Origin of the sequence: Corynebacterium sp., assembly GCF_030538285.1 — a bacterium.
Taxonomy (GTDB): domain Bacteria; phylum Actinomycetota; class Actinomycetes; order Mycobacteriales; family Mycobacteriaceae; genus Corynebacterium.
The window spans coordinates 1-18,676 of record NZ_JAUNUG010000047.1 but is presented as its reverse complement, the minus strand read 5'-3'; the positions used below and the strand labels follow the sequence as shown (position 1 = coordinate 18,676).

At 64.8% G+C, this 18,676-nt stretch carries 16 protein-coding genes; 8 read left to right on the top strand and 8 right to left on the bottom strand.

The window, feature by feature from the left end; translation table 11 throughout:
- A partial coding sequence (locus tag Q4G50_RS12515; protein ID WP_303377984.1) for a 2-isopropylmalate synthase occupies positions 1–961 on the bottom strand: 961 nt, incomplete at its 3' end.
- Positions 962–1,830: 869 nt separating this feature from the next.
- Entirely contained in the window at positions 1,831–1,983 is a 153-nt protein-coding gene (locus Q4G50_RS12510) for a hypothetical protein (protein WP_303377983.1), read from the bottom strand.
- A gap of 255 nt (positions 1,984–2,238) precedes the next feature.
- Here Q4G50_RS12510 and Q4G50_RS12505 point away from each other — a divergent pair, with 255 nt between their 5' ends.
- Positions 2,239–3,351: a mannosyltransferase family protein gene (locus tag Q4G50_RS12505; RefSeq protein ID WP_303377982.1), complete on the top strand. Its 1,113-nt coding sequence runs from the start codon at positions 2,239–2,241 to the stop codon at positions 3,349–3,351.
- Here the strand turns inward: Q4G50_RS12505 and Q4G50_RS12500 are convergent.
- On the bottom strand, positions 3,348–4,202 hold the full coding sequence (locus tag Q4G50_RS12500) for a DMT family transporter (RefSeq protein ID WP_303377981.1): 855 nt from the start codon (positions 4,200–4,202) through the stop codon (positions 3,348–3,350). The two genes, Q4G50_RS12505 and Q4G50_RS12500, sit on opposite strands and share 4 nt — an antisense overlap.
- A gap of 129 nt (positions 4,203–4,331) precedes the next feature.
- Between Q4G50_RS12500 and Q4G50_RS12495 the strand changes: the two genes are divergently transcribed.
- The 5 genes from Q4G50_RS12495 to Q4G50_RS12475 all read left to right on the top strand — a co-directional run bounded on the left by Q4G50_RS12495 (position 4,332) and on the right by Q4G50_RS12475 (position 13,387).
- The gene (locus tag Q4G50_RS12495; RefSeq protein ID WP_303377980.1) at positions 4,332–5,597 is read left to right on the top strand and encodes an aspartate kinase; all 1,266 of its coding nucleotides are present in this window, start codon (positions 4,332–4,334) and stop codon (positions 5,595–5,597) included.
- A gap of 27 nt (positions 5,598–5,624) precedes the next feature.
- Positions 5,625–6,656 carry an aspartate-semialdehyde dehydrogenase gene (locus tag Q4G50_RS12490; protein ID WP_303377979.1) on the top strand — a complete coding sequence of 344 codons (1,032 nt, stop codon included), beginning with the start codon at positions 5,625–5,627 and terminating at the stop codon, positions 6,654–6,656.
- A gap of 119 nt (positions 6,657–6,775) precedes the next feature.
- Positions 6,776–9,364: a Rib/alpha-like domain-containing protein gene (locus tag Q4G50_RS12485; protein ID WP_303377978.1), complete on the top strand. Its 2,589-nt coding sequence runs from the start codon at positions 6,776–6,778 to the stop codon at positions 9,362–9,364.
- A 235-nt stretch (positions 9,365–9,599) separates the two neighbouring features.
- Positions 9,600–11,363: a hypothetical protein gene (locus Q4G50_RS12480; RefSeq protein WP_303377977.1), complete on the top strand. Its 1,764-nt coding sequence runs from the start codon at positions 9,600–9,602 to the stop codon at positions 11,361–11,363.
- Between the two features lie 230 nt (positions 11,364–11,593).
- Positions 11,594–13,387, top strand: coding sequence for a hypothetical protein (locus Q4G50_RS12475; protein ID WP_303377976.1), 1,794 nt, complete (start codon positions 11,594–11,596; stop codon positions 13,385–13,387).
- Between the two features lie 61 nt (positions 13,388–13,448).
- Here Q4G50_RS12475 and Q4G50_RS12470 read toward each other — a convergent pair whose 3' ends face one another.
- Complete coding sequence (locus Q4G50_RS12470; RefSeq protein ID WP_303377975.1) at positions 13,449–14,015, bottom strand: RNA polymerase sigma factor; 567 nt, start codon at positions 14,013–14,015, stop codon at positions 13,449–13,451.
- 142 nt (positions 14,016–14,157) lie between these two features.
- Here Q4G50_RS12470 and Q4G50_RS12465 point away from each other — a divergent pair, with 142 nt between their 5' ends.
- Both Q4G50_RS12465 and Q4G50_RS12460 read left to right on the top strand, forming a co-directional pair.
- Entirely contained in the window at positions 14,158–15,747 is a 1,590-nt protein-coding gene (locus Q4G50_RS12465) for a catalase (RefSeq protein ID WP_303377974.1), read from the top strand.
- A gap of 147 nt (positions 15,748–15,894) precedes the next feature.
- Entirely contained in the window at positions 15,895–16,497 is a 603-nt protein-coding gene (locus Q4G50_RS12460; RefSeq protein WP_303377973.1) for an Ltp family lipoprotein, read from the top strand.
- Here the strand turns inward: Q4G50_RS12460 and Q4G50_RS12455 are convergent.
- From Q4G50_RS12455 to Q4G50_RS12440, 4 genes are all read right to left on the bottom strand, one after another.
- Positions 16,494–16,838, bottom strand: coding sequence for a Na+/H+ antiporter subunit G (locus tag Q4G50_RS12455; RefSeq protein ID WP_303377972.1), 345 nt, complete (start codon positions 16,836–16,838; stop codon positions 16,494–16,496). The two genes, Q4G50_RS12460 and Q4G50_RS12455, sit on opposite strands and share 4 nt — an antisense overlap.
- Positions 16,838–17,068: a cation:proton antiporter gene (locus Q4G50_RS12450; RefSeq protein ID WP_303377985.1), complete on the bottom strand. Its 231-nt coding sequence runs from the start codon at positions 17,066–17,068 to the stop codon at positions 16,838–16,840. Before Q4G50_RS12450 ends, Q4G50_RS12455 begins: the two co-directional genes overlap by 1 nt.
- A gap of 38 nt (positions 17,069–17,106) precedes the next feature.
- Positions 17,107–17,526 (bottom strand): monovalent cation/H+ antiporter subunit E, encoded by a 420-nt coding sequence (locus Q4G50_RS12445; protein WP_303377971.1) that lies wholly within the window; start codon positions 17,524–17,526, stop codon positions 17,107–17,109.
- Between the two features lies 1 nt (position 17,527).
- Positions 17,528–18,676 (bottom strand): monovalent cation/H+ antiporter subunit D family protein (locus tag Q4G50_RS12440; protein WP_303377970.1); only part of this gene is annotated, 1,149 nt, incomplete at its 5' end.

The window sequence follows — 18,676 nt, the reverse complement described above, 5'->3', positions numbered from 1 at the left end:
TGACCAGGCAGACGTTGCCGGTGCGCTCGCCGTTGCCGAACAGGCAGCCCTCGATACGGTCGGCGCCGGCCAGGTAGCCCAGCTCGGCGGCGGCCACGCCCTCGCCACGGTCGTTGTGGGGGTGCAGCGACAGAATGACAGAATCGCGGCGGGCCAGGTTGCGGTGCATCCATTCGATGGAGTCGGCGTAGACGTTCGGGGTGATCATCTCGACGGTGGACGGCAGGTTGATGTTGATCGGGTTGTCCGGGGTGGGCTGCATGACCTCGATGACGGCGTTGCAGACCTCCAGGGCGAACTCCAGCTCGGTGCCAGTGAAGGACTCCGGGGAGTACTGCCAGCGCCAGTTGGTGCCGGGGTAGTCCTTGGCGATGGTCTGGATCAGCTCGGCGGCGTCGACGGCCAGCTGCTTGATGGCCGGCTTGTCCTTGCGGAACACGACGCGGCGCTGCAGCTCGGAGGTGGAGTTGTAGAAGTGCACGATGACGTTCTTCGCGCCCTCGCACGCCTCGAAGGTGCGGCGGATGAGGTGCTCGCGGGCCTGGACCAGGACCTGGATGGTGACGTCCTCCGGGATCATGTCCGTCTCGATGATCTCGCGGACGAAGTCGAAGTCGGTTTGGGAGGCGGACGGGAAGCCGACCTCGATCTCCTTGTAGCCCATCTGCACCAGCAGGTTGAACATGCGGCGCTTGCGCTCGGGGCTCATCGGATCGATGAGAGCCTGGTTGCCGTCGCGCAGGTCGACGGCGCACCACTGCGGAGCGGCGGTGATCTTCTTGTCGGGCCAGGTGCGGTCGGGCAGCACGATGTCCTCGACCTCTTCGGCGAAGGGACGGTAGCGGTGTACCGGCATCGTGGAGTTGCGCTGCTTGTTCCAGGCCGGCTGGCCCTCGGCGCGCGGGCCGTCCGGGGTGCGGATCTCGGAGGGTGCGGAGATGAAGGAGTCGTTCGGGGACATCGGAGTTTCCTTTTCGAGTCTGTCTGTGGCTGCTGGACTACCAGGGGCCGACAACGGCCTTCACTGTAGTAGCCTGCGAGGTCTCACCGCTGATGAATTGGGTATTCAGCGGGAGCAGCGACCGGCAACACCAAACTCCGCGACGGGGTGCCGGTCGCTTCTCTAGTGGACCTGGGACCCGCCGCGGCGAAGAAGAAGGAGGTTCGCGCGGGAGAACATGCTGTGAAGTCTACACACGGGCACCGCCTGTGCAACGCAGTTCTGCGAAGAAAGTCAAAACCCCTGCTCGGTCCCGTACATGTGCGGGGGGCAGGGGTGGTGGATCAGGTCGATCCTGGCGAAATTAGAAGCGGGCGGACAGGTACTCGAAGGGCAGGGTCACCCAGTTGAACAGGAAGCGGAACGGGGAGAGTGCCCAGGAGCTGGCGAAAGAGCTGAAGTTCATGGTGCGAATCCTTTCCAGATTCTTCTTGATGGGACAACTCCCACGCTAGGGACGCCTCCTGCCGGATTCCATTGCTTTTCCATGGGAAAACACTGTCAGATCGATAACCGGCGTGAAGACATGACTCCGCCCCTGACCTGTGCCGAGAAACGGCTGGTCAGGGGCGGATGAGCTCCTTTAGAAGTGGGAGCTGATGACACGGAACGGCCACTGGACCCACTCAATGAAGTACTTGACGGGGCCAACCAGCCAGTTGACGATCTCAGAGGAACCGTGGAACATGTCTGATCCTTTCTGTTGATGGATGAACCATCTCTTATTCTACGTGTGACGCATCCGGACAACAATGGTCAATTGCGGAGAATCAACAATCCCGCCCGACCGGCGAACCGGTGGGGCGGGAAAGTGTGCAGCTCAGGGGAGCTTACTTGGAGGAGCCAGCCTCAGCCTCGTCGGTGGAGGAGAGCAGCAGCTCGAAGGCGTCGACGATGTTGTCGAAGACGGTGACGATGCCACCGAAGATGTCGTCGGTGACGACGGAGGACAGGGCGTCTGCGAAAACCTTGATGTTGTCCATGGGGGACTCACTTTCTTTAGAAGTATTTGGAACCGTCGGCAACACTAGCCACACACGCAACAGCCGGCAACCGCACGGGGGATAACCGCGGGGGTGCCGGTCGGGGCGTCGAGAAGCTAGACCAGCGAGCTGAGCGCCGGCAGGGCGTTGACGATCGAGGAGGTGAGGCCGTCGAAAAGCAGGAAGAACGGGAGCGGGATGATGGACACTGGAGATCTCCTTCGGGTTAGGGGGTCACTGGTTAGGATAGCGCGGGTGACCACCAGCCATCCGCGGCTTCGCCTGCTTATCGACGCCGCGTTCGTCTTCCTCATCACCTCTGTCGTCCGCGTCGCCACGCTCGGGGTCCTGGCGCGGGCGAATGATGATTCGCTCAACGGACTGCTGGGGAAGTGGGATGCACAGTACTATCTGGCGATCGCGGAGTTCGGCTACTTCGACGCGCCGCTGGCCACGGATGTGCCGGTGCATCATCGGACGCTGGCGTTCTTCCCCGGCTACCCGCTGCTGGTCCGCGGGTTCCATGAGGTGACGCGGCTGGACTACGCCACGTCGGCGGCGGTCGTGAGCATGCTCGCCGGCGTCGCGATGACCGCCGGGGCGATGATGATCGCGCGTCTTATGGGGGCGGATCGTCTGGGGCAGTTCGGTGCGGGCATCCTCATGTCATCGGCGCCGATGGCGATCACGTACGCGATGCCGTACTCGGAGGCGTTGTTCGGGGCGCTGGCGTTCTGGGCGATCGTCGCGCTCATGCAACGCCGGTGGGGATGGGCGGCGGTGCTCATTCTGCTGCTGGGGTTCACGCGCCTCACGGCCGTCGCGATGATCGGGGTGTTCGGCCTCACCGTGCTGCTCAAGGCGCGCCGGGATCCGCGGGCGTGGGCCTGTCTGGCGGTGACGCCGTGGTCGTTGGCGGCGTATCTGTGGTGGGCGAGTGCGCACACCCGCGAGGTCGGCGGCTACTTCGGGATCCAGGCCCTGGGCTGGCACTCCGGTTTCGACTTCGGCGTCGCCACCGTGCGCTGGGTGTGGGAGGTCCTCACCACCAGCACCGAGGGTGGCTATCTCCTCAGCGTCGGCGTCATGGTCGCGGCCGTGATCACGCTCATCGCCGCGTGGGGTCGTCTGCCGGGGGAGGCGTGGTGGTTCGCCGCCGCCATCATCGCGACGGTGCTGCTCTCCGACGGCATCATGCATTCCCGCCCGCGACTGCTGCTGCCGGCGGCGATCCTGCTGCTTCCGTGGGTGCTCATTGCTTCTCGACGCCTGTCGCGTCCCGCTTTCCTCGCCCTTGCGGGCGGGTGGGTCGTCTTCGGCGCGTGGTTCTCCGCCTACATGCTCGCCGTGTTCGAGTGGGCCATCTAGGTGACACCCTTGCGGGAGAGCACCACGGTGGAGATGAGCATCGCGAGGAAGGCGAGGCCCATGAGCGACCAGCCGCTGATGGTGCTCACCTGGAATTTCTCGCCCAGGACGAGGTAACCGAGGGAGAACGCGACGATGGGCTCGGAGATCGTCATGGCGGGCAGGGAGTTCTTCAGCGCGCCGGCGTTGAAGGAGTACTGCTGGACGATGGTGCCCAGCGTGGCGCCGATGATGAGGCCGTAGGTCTCCCAGTTGGTGAGGATCGCCCACACCCCGCCGTGGATGAAGATGTCCACGAACGCCTTGCTCAGGACAGCGACGTAGCCGAAGAGCGCGCCGGTGACGATGCCCAGCAGCAGCGCCTTCTCCCGACGGATCTGCCGCTGCGCGAAACGCTCCAGCGCGACGAGCACGACGAAGCCAACCACCAGGGCCGGCAGCCAGCGTTCCAGCGGGGGCTGCGGGTCACCCGGGAGGGGACGGCCGAGCATGACGAGGACGGTGACGCCGACAGTGAGCATGCCGGCCCAGAAGAGCTCGGACGCGGAGATGCGCCGCCCGTCGTATTTGGCGGACAGCGGCAGGGTGAACATGAGGGAGAGGACGAGGATCGGCTGCACCACGAGCAGGGTGCCGAATCCGAGAGCCACGACCTGGAGGCCGTAGCCGAGCAGGGCGGTGCCGGTGCCGGCCCACCACAGGGGCCGGGAGATCGCGTTCCAGAAGGGCGAGCCCTTGAGGGAGCCGTCGGCGGGTGCCTCCTCCGCGATGCGATGGCGCACCACAGTGCCCCACGCGATGGTGAGGGCGGAGGCCAGTGCGAACAACACGGCCAGCAGATTGCTGTGCACCCAACCAACCATAGTGAATTAATGCATCTGCGCTGGGCCTCGGCGCGCGCGTTCAAATACTCGGAGTACCGCGCCTCCAGGTACGATGAGGCAGAACTTTGGCACCCGAGACGAAAGGCGGCCCACGAGGTGGCTCTGATCGTTCAGAAGTATGGAGGCTCCTCTCTGGAGACCGCGGAGCGGATTCGCGCGGTCGCCGAACGGATCGTCGCCACGAAGAAGGCCGGCAACGAGGTTGTCGTCGTGTGTTCCGCCATGGGCGACACCACCGATGAGCTTCTCGACCTGGCAGCCCAGGTCAACCCGGTGCCGCCTGCCCGCGAGATGGACATGCTGCTCACCGCTGGCGAGCGCATCTCCAATGCGCTCGTCGCCATGGCGATCGCGTCGCTGGGTGCCCAGGCGCAGTCCTTCACCGGTTCGCAGGCGGGCGTGCTCACGACGGAGCGCCACGGTAACGCGCGCATCGTCGACGTCACCCCGGGGCGCGTGCGCGAGGCCCTCGATGAGGGCAAGATCTGCATCGTCGCCGGTTTCCAGGGTGTGAACAAGGACACCCGCGACGTGACCACCCTGGGTCGCGGCGGCTCGGACACCACGGCCGTGGCGCTGGCTGCCGCGCTCAATGCCGATGTGTGCGAGATCTACTCGGACGTCGACGGCGTGTACACCGCCGACCCGCGTATCGTCCCGAACGCGCAGAAGCTGCAGAAGCTCTCCTTCGAGGAGATGCTCGAGCTGGCGGCCGTCGGTTCGAAGATCCTGGTCCTGCGCGCCGTCGAGTACGCTCGTGCGTTCAACGTTCCCCTGCGAGTTCGCTCGTCTTACAGCAATGATCCCGGCACCCTGATCGCCGGTTCGATGGAGGAAATTCCCGTGGAAGAAGCAGTTCTCACCGGCGTAGCTACCGACAAGTCCGAGGCCAAGGTCACCATCCTGGGCATCCCCGACAAGCCGGGCGAGGCCGCGACGGTGTTCCGCGCTGTCGCCGACGCCGAGATCAACATCGATATGGTGCTGCAGAACGTCTCCTCCCTCGAGGACGGCACCACCGACATCACCTTCACCTGCCCGCGCTCTGATGGCCCCCGCGCCATGGAGCTGCTCAAGAAGATGCAGGCCAAGAACGGCTGGTCGAACGTGCTGTATGACGATCAGGTGGGCAAGGTCTCACTCGTCGGTGCGGGCATGAAGTCCCACCCGGGCGTCACCGCCGACTTCGCCGAGGCGCTGCGCGACGCGAACGTCAACATCGAGCTCATCTCCACCTCGGAGATCCGTATCTCGGTGCTCACCCGGGAGGCCGATCTGGATGCCGCCGCCCGCGCCCTGCACGAGCGTTTCGAGCTCGGCGGCGATTCCGAAGCCACGGTCTACGCTGGTACCGGACGCTAGTCTTTCTTTCCCATTAGGAGATTTCTCATGACCACCATTGCTGTTGTCGGTGCCACCGGCCAGGTCGGCCGCGTGATGCGCGCGCTTCTTGAGGAGCGCAACTTCCCGGCCGACAAGGTCCGCTTCTTCGCGTCCCCGCGCTCCGCGGGCACCACGCTGGAGTTCCGTGGCGAGGAGATCGAGGTCGAGGACCTCACCCAGGTCACCGAGGAGTCCGTCAAGGACGTCGACATCGCCCTGTTCTCCGCGGGTGGCTCCACCTCCCGTGAGTGGGCCCCGGTGTTCGCCGCTGCCGGCGCCACCGTCATCGACAACTCCTCTGCCTGGCGCAAGGACGATGATGTGCCGCTCGTGGTCTCCGAGGTCAACGGTGACGAGGCGAAGACCCCGGTCAAGGGCATCGTGGCGAACCCGAACTGCACGACCATGGCCGCCATGCCGGTGCTCAAGCCGCTTCACGACGCCGCCGGCCTCCAGCGCCTGCACGTTTCCTCCTACCAGGCCGTCTCCGGTTCCGGCCTGGCCGGCGTGGAGACCCTGGCGAAGCAGACCGCCGAGATCGGTGACCAGAACGTCAAGCTCGTTCACGACGGTTCCGTCGAGCAGCCCGCTGACCTGGGCCCGTACGTCGCCCCGATCGCCTTCAACGCTCTGCCGCTGGCCGGCGCGCTTGTCGACGACGGCTCCCTCGAAACCGACGAGGAACAGAAGCTGCGCAACGAGTCCCGCAAGATCCTGGGCATCCCGGGTCTGCGCGTCGCCGGCACCTGCGTCCGCGTGCCCGTCTTCACCGGCCACACCCTGACCATCCACGCCGAGTTCGAGCGCCCCATCACCGTCGACGAGGCCAAGGCCCTGCTTGCCGACGCCCCGGGCGTCCAGCTTGTCGACGTCCCCACCCCCCTCGAGGCCGCCGGCAAGGACGAGTCCCTCGTCGGCCGCATCCGCCAGGACCAGTCCGTCGACGACAACAAGGGCCTCGTGCTCGTCGTCTCCGGCGACAACCTGCGCAAGGGTGCCGCGCTCAACACCATCCAGATTGCTGAGCTACTGGTGTAGATACTTTCACTGCCCCCGATACCCCCGTTGCTCTGCCGAGCGGCGGGGGTTCAATTGTCTGAACAATGCGCCGGTCGCCATGGTTTTTGGCGGCCCCACAGCAAAACTGTCGATCCGCTGTGCGTCCTGATCTGGACTTCTCGGCGATCGCGATCGGAACGGCGGCTGCCGTGACTCCGGTGATCGCGCCGGTCGCGGTCGCCCAGACGGCCAACATGCCAACCGAGACCATCAATGTCGCGAGTACGAACTTCCCAATCGGCAGGAACGCCGCCGGGCAGTGGGTGATCATCGGCACGTCCGATCACATCAAGGGTGATCAGCTCGTCGGTACCCCGACCTACGAGTACGACGGTGAAACCTATGAGATGAAGCTCGAGCGCTCCACGCTGAACAATGGAACGCCCAGGCAGTACAACGGCGAAGATACTTACCGCTGGGTGGTCGTCTCCAAGAACGGCAACACCTCCGACGACTGCTCCATCCGCTACTTCTCCTCGGGCGTCGCTGTCCGCGGTCTCGTCGACTGGTCGATCAACGGCTTCCTCTACAGCCCCCAGGCCAACGAATACGGACAGTTTGTTGCCGCAGACGTTCAGCACTTCGCGGACACCTGGCGCATCCCCTTCGCGACCGGTCAGGCACTGTTCAATGTCCATGTGGACATCGACTTCCCGGAGGCGCTCCCGGCGCCCACCGGCCCGAATCCCTCTGTATTCACCTTCGGCAACAAGAATCCCTCTCTCGAGCTGGACCTCGAGACCGGTGGGACGCTCGGAGTGCCCGAGTGGACCCAGTTGACGCCGGACGGGCGCTTCCAGGCGGTCCCTGACTATGCATTCCAGTGGGATCAGGTCGACACCGGTAACCCCTACCTCAAGCAGGTGAGGAAGGACTACGTGCCTGCCGGCAGCGTGGCCACCATGCAGTACAACCAGCCGAACCCTGCTTCGGATGTCGTGCACCGGACGACGGTGACCATCGAGGCAGACAAGTTCTGCTACATCGATGCAACCGTACCGCAGGGTGGCGTGGTGACCATGGATCCCCCCACCAACAGCGCGACGAACGCCAGCTCCGTGAACACCGTCACGTACGGCCCCACCGCCACCACCCCGGAGTGGGCGACCGTTCGCCAGAACGGTGAGATTGTTTTGCGTCCGGGCTTCGACGTCGAGCCGGGTGTCTACGAGTTCCCCGTCACCGTCTTCTACCCGGGTGGCCGTCCCACCGAGGTGCTGGCCAAGGTGACCGTCACCCCGACGGCTCTCGCGCCGTCCTACAGTGATTCTTTCACCCACCCGGGTGTCAAGGTTGAGGTCAACCAGACCGGCGAGTTCAACCTGCCGGCAGGCACCAACTTTGCTGTCGTCCTTAACGATGCAGGTCAGCCGAAGGTGACCGACGCTGCCGGAAACACGTACCCCGACTGGGTCGTCTCTGTCGACCAGCGGACCGGCCGTCTGTCCATCACCCCGCCGGAGGGCACCGACCACTCCATCAAGTACTTCGTCCACGTGGCTGTAACCACCCCCGGCGCAACGCAGGAGACCACTGCGGGTGTGCAGGTCGCTGACGAATGGGAGATCGAGCGCTTCTACATCAAGGACGGCCAGCTGATCGTCGTTCTGGTTAACGGTGACGAGGTCGAACTCGGCAACGTCGTTGGCCCGCAGGGTCCCATCGGTGCAGACGGCAAGTCCCCGGTCATCACCATCGGTGACAACGGAAACTGGTTCATCGACGGCGAAGACACCGGTGTGTCCGCTAAGGGCAAGGACGGCGAGAATGCTGCTCCGCTGACCATCGTCGACAACACGCTCGACGAGGATGGAAGCATCACCCTGGAGTTCTCCGACGGAACCACCGTCGTCATTCCTGCCGGCACCCCGGGCGTCCCGGGTAAGAATGGTGAGGATGCTGCTGCACTGACCATCGTCAGCAGCACTGTCAATGAAAATGGAAGCATCACCCTGGTGTTCTCCGACAGAACCACCGTCGTCATTCCTGCCGGTACCCCGGGCTTGCCGGGTGAGCCGGGCGCGCCGGGTACTACTCCTGAGATCACCATCGGCGAGAACGGCAACTGGTTTATTGACGGCAAGGACACGGGTGTGTCTGCTGAAGGTAAGGACGGCGAGTCCATCACCATCGTCAACCAGTACATCAACGCTGACGGCAACACTGTTATCGAGTTCTCTGACGGCACCGAGGTCATCGTGAACAAGGGTGTCTGTGAGTCCTGTGGCAAGGACGACGATGACAAGGGCTCTTCCGATGGTTCCTCCGACGGCTCGTCGATCCTCCCCGGCGGTTCTTCCAACGGCTCGTCGATCCTTCTGGGCGGTTCCTCCAACAACGGCACCGGTAACGGCGGCTCTTCGGATGCTCGCTGTGTCCAGGCTGCGGCTACCGTCGGCATCCCGCTGCTGGCTCTGCTGCCGATCGGCCTGGCCACCCAGGTGAACATCCCGGGTCTGTCTCCGCTGGTTGCTGACGCTCAAGCTCGACTGCAGTCTTTCAACACGGACATCCAGCAGCAGTCCGGCATCTACGATCCGAACACCGCCAACTTCATGGCACGGGTCAACGCCGAGCTGCAGAAGAACGGTGGCGTCATCGGCCAGGCCGTGGGTGCCGCTGCACTGATCGCCGTTGGTGGTCTCGTCGGCAAGTACCTGTACGACAGCTGCGTCCCGCGCGGCTAGTTTCTCCGAAAGGCGAAAGCCTGAGAGCGTCAACCCTGAACGGGGGGTTGGCGCTTTCGCGCTTTTTGGTCGATCGATACTCGATGACCTCGCTCAACATACTGTGCAAACCATTGAAATCCCATGTATAAAAAATGGCGCATTGACAGGGTTTTATGCGGTTGCGTTGCGCCACTCGACAGTTTCAGTTGAGATGTAGAGGTTCTCAATTCGGAAACTATTTAACGGGGAAAACATGAAGATGAAGAAGAGTGTGGCTGCGCTGGTTGCGGCCGTGGCACTGGGAACTGGTGCATTTGCAGCTCCGGTCGCTGGCGCGCAGGTCAGCGAGCCTCTCCCGCTGGGAACTAGGATTCCCCTGCCCGGCGGAGGGTCCTGCATCCTTACTGCTATGGGCACCGGTCAGGCGTCGGGCGGTGTCGGAATGTTCTTTAATCACGATGGCCGGCTGTACGTTGCCTGGGGTGGCAGCAAGAACGTGTGCTCCGACATCCAGGACGTCATCCACGTCCCGACTGATGGTGAGGATGGCGCTGACGGTCGCGGTATCACCAAGATCTACCTGGACGCCTCCAAGAACCTGATCATCGAGTACACCACGGGCGACACGGTCAACCTCGGTCCCCTCCCGAAGGGTGAGGACGGTGCGGATGCTGCTCCACTGACCATCGTCAGCAACGTCTTGAACGCTGACGGCAGCATCACGTTGGTGTTCTCTGATGGCACCAGCTTTGTGATTCCGGCGGGCACGCCGGGGACTCCGGGTGTCCCGGGTGCGCCAGGTCAGGATGGCGACGATGCTGCTCCGCTGACCATCGTCAGCAACACCCTCAACGACGATGGCACCATCACACTCGTCTTCTCTGACGGCACGAGTTTCGTCATTCCGGCTGGTACGCCAGGTGCTCCGGGTGTGCCAGGGCAGGATGGCGACGATGCAGCTCCGCTGACCATCGTCAGCAACGTCCTGAACAGTGACGGCAGTATCACCCTGGTGTTCTCTGATGGCACGAGCTTCGTGATTCCGGCCGGCACTCAGGGGCTGCCGGGTGAGAACGGAGAGGATGGTCAGGACGGAGCTTCCGTTACCATCATCGACTCCACGGTCAATGCTGACGGCAGCGTCACCGTCGAGTTTTCCGACGGGAAGTCGATCACCATTCCGGCTGGTACCCCGGGTCTGCCGGGTAAGGATGGTCAGGATGGAACTTCTGTCACCATCACCAAGTCGACCGTCAATGCTGACGGCAGCGTCACCGTTGAGTTTTCCGACGGGAAGTCGATCACCATCCCGGCTGGTACCCCGGGTCTGCCGGGTAAGGATGGCAAGGATGGTCAAGATGGAACTTCTGTCACCATCACCAAGTCGACCGTCAATGCTGACGGCAGCGTCACCGTTGAATTCTCTGACGGGAGGTCGATCACCATCCCGGCCGGCACTCCGGGTCTGCCGGGCAAGGACGGCCAGGACGGTCAGGACGGCGAAGATGGCGCAGACGGACGCGGCATCGATCGTGTGGAGGTCAACGACAAGGGTGAACTGATCATCTTCTTCACCGACGGAACCAACCACAATGCCGGCGTGATTGTCGGAGCGGACGGCAAGGACGGTGTCGACGGTGCTGATGGCGCTGACGGTAAGGACGGCGAGTTCGACCTCTCCTCCGGGAGTTCCGTGAACCCGCGTTGCACCACGGCGCTGGCCACTGTCGGTATCCCGCTACTCGCGATGGTTCCCATTGGTCTGGCATCCCGCGTCCACGTTCCGGGTCTGACTCCGATCGTGGTGTCTGCTCAGCACCAGCTGCAGAACTTCAACACTGACCTGCAGCGTCAGTCCGGCATCTACGACCCGGCCACCGCCAACTACATGGCCCAGATCAACGCTGAACTGGCCAAGAGCGGTGTCAACATCGGCCAGGTCGCGGGTGCTTCCGTGCTTCTCGCACTGGGTGGTCTCGCAGCCAAGCACGTCGCAGACAACTGCCTGCCGGCCTGAGGTGTTCTAACTAGCTGACGGCTGATCCTGGCGCCTGCCCCGGACTAAGAGGGGGCAGGCGCCAGCTGATTCCGGGGCGGAACGGGGCGTCGAGAAGCAGTCGCGGGCGGGACAGCTGCGACGGAAGTAGTTAAAGATTTAGTTGTTATTGGTGTGTCGTGTGTGATTGCTGTCAATTGTCCCTTACTCTAAACCTGAACTTGAAGGTTGGGTCGTGAAAGGGAAAGCAGATGATCAGTAAGACGTCGACCGCGGCGCTCACCGCCGCACTCTATGTGGGACTGACTGGTTCGGTCGTCCCGGTAGCAAGCGCCGCACCGGCGAACCCCATCAGCAGCATCTTCCAGCAGAACCAGGATCCGGAGCAGAACGCTGACCCGGTGGTTGAGGACGCCGTCCTCCCGTTTGGCGGCGACAAGTCGCAGGGATGCACGCTCGAGTGGGAGTCGGCAAGCACCTGGAGTGGCACGGAACTCGAACATCACTCCAAGGTCTACAGCCCCTACGAGGGTGAGGATCGCACCTCCGCCGGAGCCCTCGAGGTGCATGCGTGGCCCGGTCAGGTCCGCGTCCCCGTGACCGCCGCCTTCCCGATCGAGGAAGGTGCCATTCTCACCGTCACCCTGCCGGAGGGCGCCAGCGAGGACACAATTGAGTTCAAGGACTCGATGGACAACTGGATCACCAGCTACTACAAGGATTCCCCGTACGTGAAGGCCGCTGGCGCCGACTACTTCGGTGCGCCGACGTGGGACGGCAACGTGGTCACCTTCACCAGCACCCAGCGGATCCCGAAGAATGCCGCCTTCGACCTTCGCTTCATCGCCGCCGGCGAGCAGCTGCAGGGCGAGACCCAGGTCCGCTTCGAGGGCTCCTGGGATCCACTGCAGGTCTCTTTGGCCCGCGATGAGCGCAACAAGCACGCCGTGCCCGACTGCTTCCGCCCGAACACCGAAGTGCGCGACGGTAACCGCACCGACCGTTGCGACGTCGACTGGATCGCCGATGCAGTCATGGACCGTCGTTTCGACGACTGGGTCAACCAGGGCTTCGTCCACAAGGTGAAGAGCCAGCACCAGACCGAAGCACCGGCAGAGGCCAACGCGCCCGGTTCCATGGAGGTCCAGCACTACAGCTACGGCGACACACTCTACGTCCGCATTCCGGTGGGTACGGATCGTGACATGAGCGACGCCCGTCTCGTCATCGAGCTCCCGGAGATCGACGGCTACGAGTGGACCGTCGCCCCGACGATCGCACCGTTCTACCCGGTCGGTGAATACGACGCGGTGGCGCCACTGCCGGCCGGCCAGCTGGTCAGCGACGACACCGGCACTCGTGTGGTGTACGAGATCGGTGACTTCCCGGCTGGCACCGCGTTCACCGCCGTGGTGACCATGGATATTCCGATGGCCGAGTTCGACCGCCTCACCGCGCCGGTGGACGGCCAGTGGAGCGACCTGTTCCACCCGGCCGCACGACTGACCGGTGAGTACGCGGAGGGTACCGAGGACTGCGGCGTCGAGCCGGTCCCGGGTGAGTCCTCCGTTCCGGGTGGCTCCGCGATCTTCGGCCTCGGGCTGTCCGCACTGGCCGGTTCCGCGCTCCTGAGCTCCGGTGGCGACATCAGCTCCGCCATTCCGGACGGCAGTGCCACCCCGGAGGTTCCGGGCAGCCAGGCACCGGGCAGCCAGGCCCCGGGTGAAGGCCCCGCCACCGAGGTCACCGAGGGCACCGCTCCGGGTACCCCGTCTGAGGGCGCGGCAGAGAAGCCGGCTACCGGCCCGGTCTCCTCGCCGGATGTCAAGGCTCAGGCTCAGATGCAGGCCCTCAACGCCCCGGCGGCCCCGGCGAAGCAGGCAACCCAGCCGGCACCGGCGGCGCAGCAGGCCGCTCCGGTGGCGCAGGCGCAGGGTGGGCAGCTCGCCGACACCGGCGTTGCGGGCACCCTCAAGGCTCTGGCGATGGGCATGTTGGCCGTCGTCGTCGGCGGTGCGCTGCTTACGCTCCGCCGCCGCGCCTGATCAACGCGCCAGAGTCAGCGCCCACCGTCCCGTGGTTCACGGGAGGGTGGGCGCTTTCTCGTCAGGAGTCGGTTCCGGTTCCGGTGGATTCGATGAGGTCCTTGCGGGCGCGGGCGACGCGGGAACGGATGGTGCCCACCCGGACACCGGAGATCTTGGCGGCCTCCTCGTAGGTGTAGCCGAGGATCTGGGTGAGGATGAGGGCCTCGCGGCGTTCGGCAGGGAGGGCGTCGATAAGCGTGCGGACGTCGATCCACTCCGACCAGGAGGAGGCGTTGGACCCCGCGGCGGGGGTGGTGGCCGCGGCATCCTCGTATTCGGTCGCGGATTTGCGGGGGCGGGCCATGTCGTGGCGGATGTTGTCCACCCACACGCGCCGCGCGAGGGAGAGGAGCCAGGTGCGCGCGGAGGAGCGGGCGGCGAAGCGGGGGAGTGCGCTCATGACCCGGAGATAGGTCTCCTGGGTGAGATCGTCGGCGATGTCGCGACCCCCGAGATGAGCGAGCAGGCGCCACACGTCGTCCTGCGTCGCGCGGATGAACTCCGTGAGAGCCGCACGGTCACCGCGCCCGGCGCGCAACGCCAGGTCGGTGACGCGCGCGTCGTCTTGGGCGGAGTGCTTCGTCACGCTTAACGACGTTACCAGGGCAAACGGCGAGCAAATGTTTAGATAGGTACGCTGGTGGTTGCACGGGTCACAATATGGGCCTAGGCTATGAACGGAACTCCATCAATAGGTGGAATAAATTATCAGTCCAGAAAGAGGAGCCATGACCGACCAGAACTCCCCCGTCGACAAGATCGTCCAGCGCGGTGTGCGTCCCAACGTGACCGGCCAGAGCACCCGCCTCAACGGTGCCCCGGTCCCCTCGGAGAACATCTCCATCACTGCCGGCCCGCAGGGTCCGAACGTCCTCAATGACATCCACCTCATTGAGAAGCTGGCGCACTTCAACCGCCAGAACGTTCCGGAGCGCATCCCCCACGCCAAGGGCCACGGCGCCTTCGGCGAGCTGCACATCACCGAGGACGTCTCCCAGTACACCAAGGCGAAGGTCTTCCAGAAGGGCACCGTCACCCCGCTGGCGATCCGCTTCTCCACCGTCGCCGGTGAGCAGGGTTCCCCCGACACCTGGCGTGACGTGCACGGCTTCGCCCTGCGCTTCTACACCGAGGACGGCAACTACGACATCGTCGGCAACAACACCCCGACCTTCTTCCTCCGCGACGGCATGAAGTTCCCCGACTTCATCCGCTCTCAGAAGCGCCTCGGCTCCAGCGGCCTGCGCGACGCTGACATGCAGTGGGATTTCTGGACCCGCACTCCGGAGTCCGCGCACCAGGTCACCTATCTCATGGGCGACCGCGGCACCCCGAAGACCTCCCGCCACCAGGACGGCTTCGGCTCCCACACCTTCCAGTGGGTCAACGAGGAGGGTCAGGGCGTCTGGGTCAAGTACCACTTCAAGACCCGCCAGGGTTGGGAGACCTTCACCGATGCCGAGGCTGCGGAGATGGCCGGCAAGAACGCCGACTACCACCGCGAGGACCTCTACAACTCCATCGAGAACGGCGACTTCCCGGTCTGGGACGTCAAGGTCCAGATCATGCCGATGGACGAGGCTGAGAACTACCGCTGGAACCCCTTCGACCTGACCAAGACATGGTCCCAGAAGGACTACCCGCTCATCCCGGTCGGCTACTTCGAGCTCAACCGCAACCCGCAGAACTTCCACGCCCAGATCGAGCAGATCGCCCTGGACCCGGGCAATCTGGTCCCCGGCGTCGGCCTCTCCCCGGACCGCATGCTCCAGGCCCGCGCCTTCGCGTACGCCGACCAGCAGCGCTACCGCATCGGCGCGAACTACCGCGAGCTGCCGGTGAACCAGCCGATCAACCCGATCAACACCTACAACCACCTCGGTTCCATGGCGTACCACTTCGACGAGGCAGGCCGCCCGGTCTACTCGCCGAACCGCTACGACAAGGGTGCCGGCTACCTGGACAACGGTGAGGACTCCTCCTCCGGACAGTCCTACGGCCAGGCCAGCGACCTCTACGTCAACCCGGACCCGCACGGCACCGACCTGGTCCGTGCCGCTTACGTCCAGCACCCCGAGGACGATGACTTCATCCAGCCGGGCATCCTCTACCGCGAGGTGCTCGACGACGCCGCCAAGGAGCGCCTGGCGGACAACATCTCCAACGCGATGCAGGGCATCTCCGAGGAGACCGAGCCGCGCGTCTACCAGTACTGGACCAACGTCGACGAGAACCGCGGCGCCCGCGCCATGGAGCTCTACCTCGAGAAGACGGGCGGCGGCGCCGACGCCACCGCCGCCGTCGGTGAAGTGAATTAACTGACCCCCGCCAAGGCCGCACGGACATCACCGTCCGTGCGGCCTTCGCGATTCCGGACACCCCCGAATAGGCGCCTCACGCCCTGTCCCAGGTCTGACCTGGACCATTCCGCGATAACTTGCCCCAGCAAGTGTCAGGATGGAGGTATGCGCCCCCTGCGACTCCTGCCCGCGATGGTCCTCCTGGTCACCGCCTGCGCCCCACCCACCCCGGCGCCGGCCCCGGCACCGACGGTGACCGCCGTGGTGACGGAGACGGAGACGGCGTCGATAAGCAGTCGGGAACCGACTCCGACTACGCGCTCCGAGACCCAGAACCACGCCCTCGAGCGGGCCCGCGAGCTCAACGGCTATGAGATCTACTCCGCCTCGGGGCTGGAGTTCGCACTCATCAACGAGGGATTCGGGCGCGCAGATGCGCGGTGGGCCGTCGACAACCTCGGCGAGGACTGGAACGAGAACGCCCTCGAGGCCATCTACGAACTCAACCAGTTCACCATGAACTCGCGCGCCGGGATGCTGCGCGACCTGAAACAGGGCGGCTTCACCCAGGACGAGGCGCAGTACGCGGTCAATCATGCGGCCATCGACTACCGCGAGAACGCGCTCCAGACGGCGTACTGGCTCTACGCCTTCGAGAGCGAGATGCTTTTCGACGACCTCCGCGTCCTCCTCATCGAGGAGCACGGCTTCCTCCCGGACGAGGCTGACTGGGCCATCGACAACCTCTACCCGGACGCGGTGGGCTAGGCGCCGCGCTGGTACGCGCGATCCTCCGCGTGCTTGACGTCCACGACGGTGACGCCGTAGATCGAGCGGCCGATGTAGTACGAGCCGACGGACGCGACGATCCACACGCCCGCGATGGCCAGCACCGCGCGGATGAGGTTGTTGAGGTCGAAGCCGGTCGACGTCCAGTCGATGATGAGCTTCGAGACAATGAGAAGCGGGAAACCGACACCGATGACAGGGCCCAGCAGATTGACGCGGGTGAGGGCGTCGGGGGCACGCCACATGGCGACCGAGGTTGTTACGACCATGAGGGTGGCCACGATGACCAGGATGGAGACGATGATCTCTGCAACGGACATTAGCGACGCCCCCTCGAGATGATGCGGGCCATGGACAGGGTGGGCAGGACGCCGCCGGCGATGGCCGCGAGAAGCGCCACCTCATAGCCGATCGACGTCGGGTGGGTGAGCGTCCAGGTGAGGAAGATGCAGATCATCGTGTAGAAGATGAGATCCGCCAGCACCGCGCGGGTGAGCACATCCGAGGTGCGCAGCACGAGCACCAGCCCGGACAGCAGGGTCGCCGCCATGATGGCGATGCACGCGGCGAGAATCCACTCGAAGGGGGTCACTTGTTCTTCTCCTTCCGGTCGACCGGGTACTCGTAGAACCGCGGGTCCAGCGTGGTGGCCGAACCCTGTCCGGGCACGCCGTGGTCGATGGCCTTGACGTGCGGGGCCATGCGCTCCTCCATGTCGGCGAGCGAGGCCATCACCTCCGCCGGATCAGTGCCGAACGCGGCCTGCACCAGCAGAACATGAGGCTCGCCCTCATGCTCCGGGGCGCGCAGGCCCAGCGACAGGGTCGAGGGGGTGGCCGTGATCGAGGTGCTCAACCAGAAGATCTGCCAGTCGGTGGTCACCCGCAGCGGGTAGCGCACCACCACCGGGTCATAGCCGGCGTCCGGGCGGAAACCCGCCCACGCCACCTGGAAACCGGCGACGAAGATCTCCTTGATCAGCCACGGGATGTAGATGAGGACGTGCATGTCAGCGGCCTCCCTGCAGGTCGGTCATGTCGGGGACACCGATGGGATCCTCGCCGAGCACGGCGGCTGCGTAACCGTCGACGTCGAGAAGCCCCTCGGTGGCGGTGAGCGTGGCGTCGATGAGCGGGCCCGCGAAGAGGAACATGGCGAGCGAACCGACCATGAGCACCGCCGACGGGGCGATGAGGCGGCCGGACACGCGCAGGTCCTGCGGGTAACGCTGCATCGGCTTGCCCCAGAAGACCTCGCGCCACACGCGCAGCATGGACAGCAGCGCACCGATGGATGCCACGACGATGACGGCGATGACCAGCCACGCCCACCAGTCGAGGGTGCGGGCGATCTCGAAGACGAGGAGGATCTTGCCCCACATTCCCGAGAACGGCGGGAAACCGACGATGGAGAACGCACCCGCGGCGAACAGCGCCGCCACCAGCGGATCGCGTCGCGCCAGGCCGGAGAGCTTGCTCAGCAGGCCCGTGGCGTAGGTCTCCTCGATCGCGCCCGAGGTGAGGATGAGCGCGCCGACGGTGATCATGTGGTGCAGCGTGTACAGCAGGCCGGCGGCCAGGGCGCGCTGCGGATCATCCGAGGTGAACGCCAGCATCACGAGGATGAAGGGCATGCCGTTGATCATCTGGTAGCCCAGCACGCGGCGGAGGGAGTTCTCCGCCAGGCCGGCGAACGCGCCGATGAGCATGGAGACGACCATGACGGCGATGATGAGCCAGTTCCAGCGGTCCTCGAGGTCGAAGATGTTGACGTAGATGCGGTAGAGCATGTACACCGCCACCTTCGTGTGCAGGCCGGAGAACAGGCCCATGACCGCCGAGGACGTCTCCGGGTAAGTGCGCGGCAGCCAGGTGTGCACCGGGAAGACGCCCGCCTTGGCGCTGATCGCGATGATGACCAGGCCCATGGCGACGACCGCCGGGCCGTTGCCCGCAGCCGCGCCCTGCAGAGCGGCGATGTTCACGGAACCGGTTACGCCGTAGAGCACACCGACACCGATGAGCAGCAGCGTCGACGCCGCGAGGTTGACCAGCACGAAGGTGCGGCCACCCGTGAGACGCGCCCACGTGCCGGACATGGCGATGAGGCCGTAGGACGGCAGCAGCATGACCTCGATGAACACGAAGAAGTTGAACAG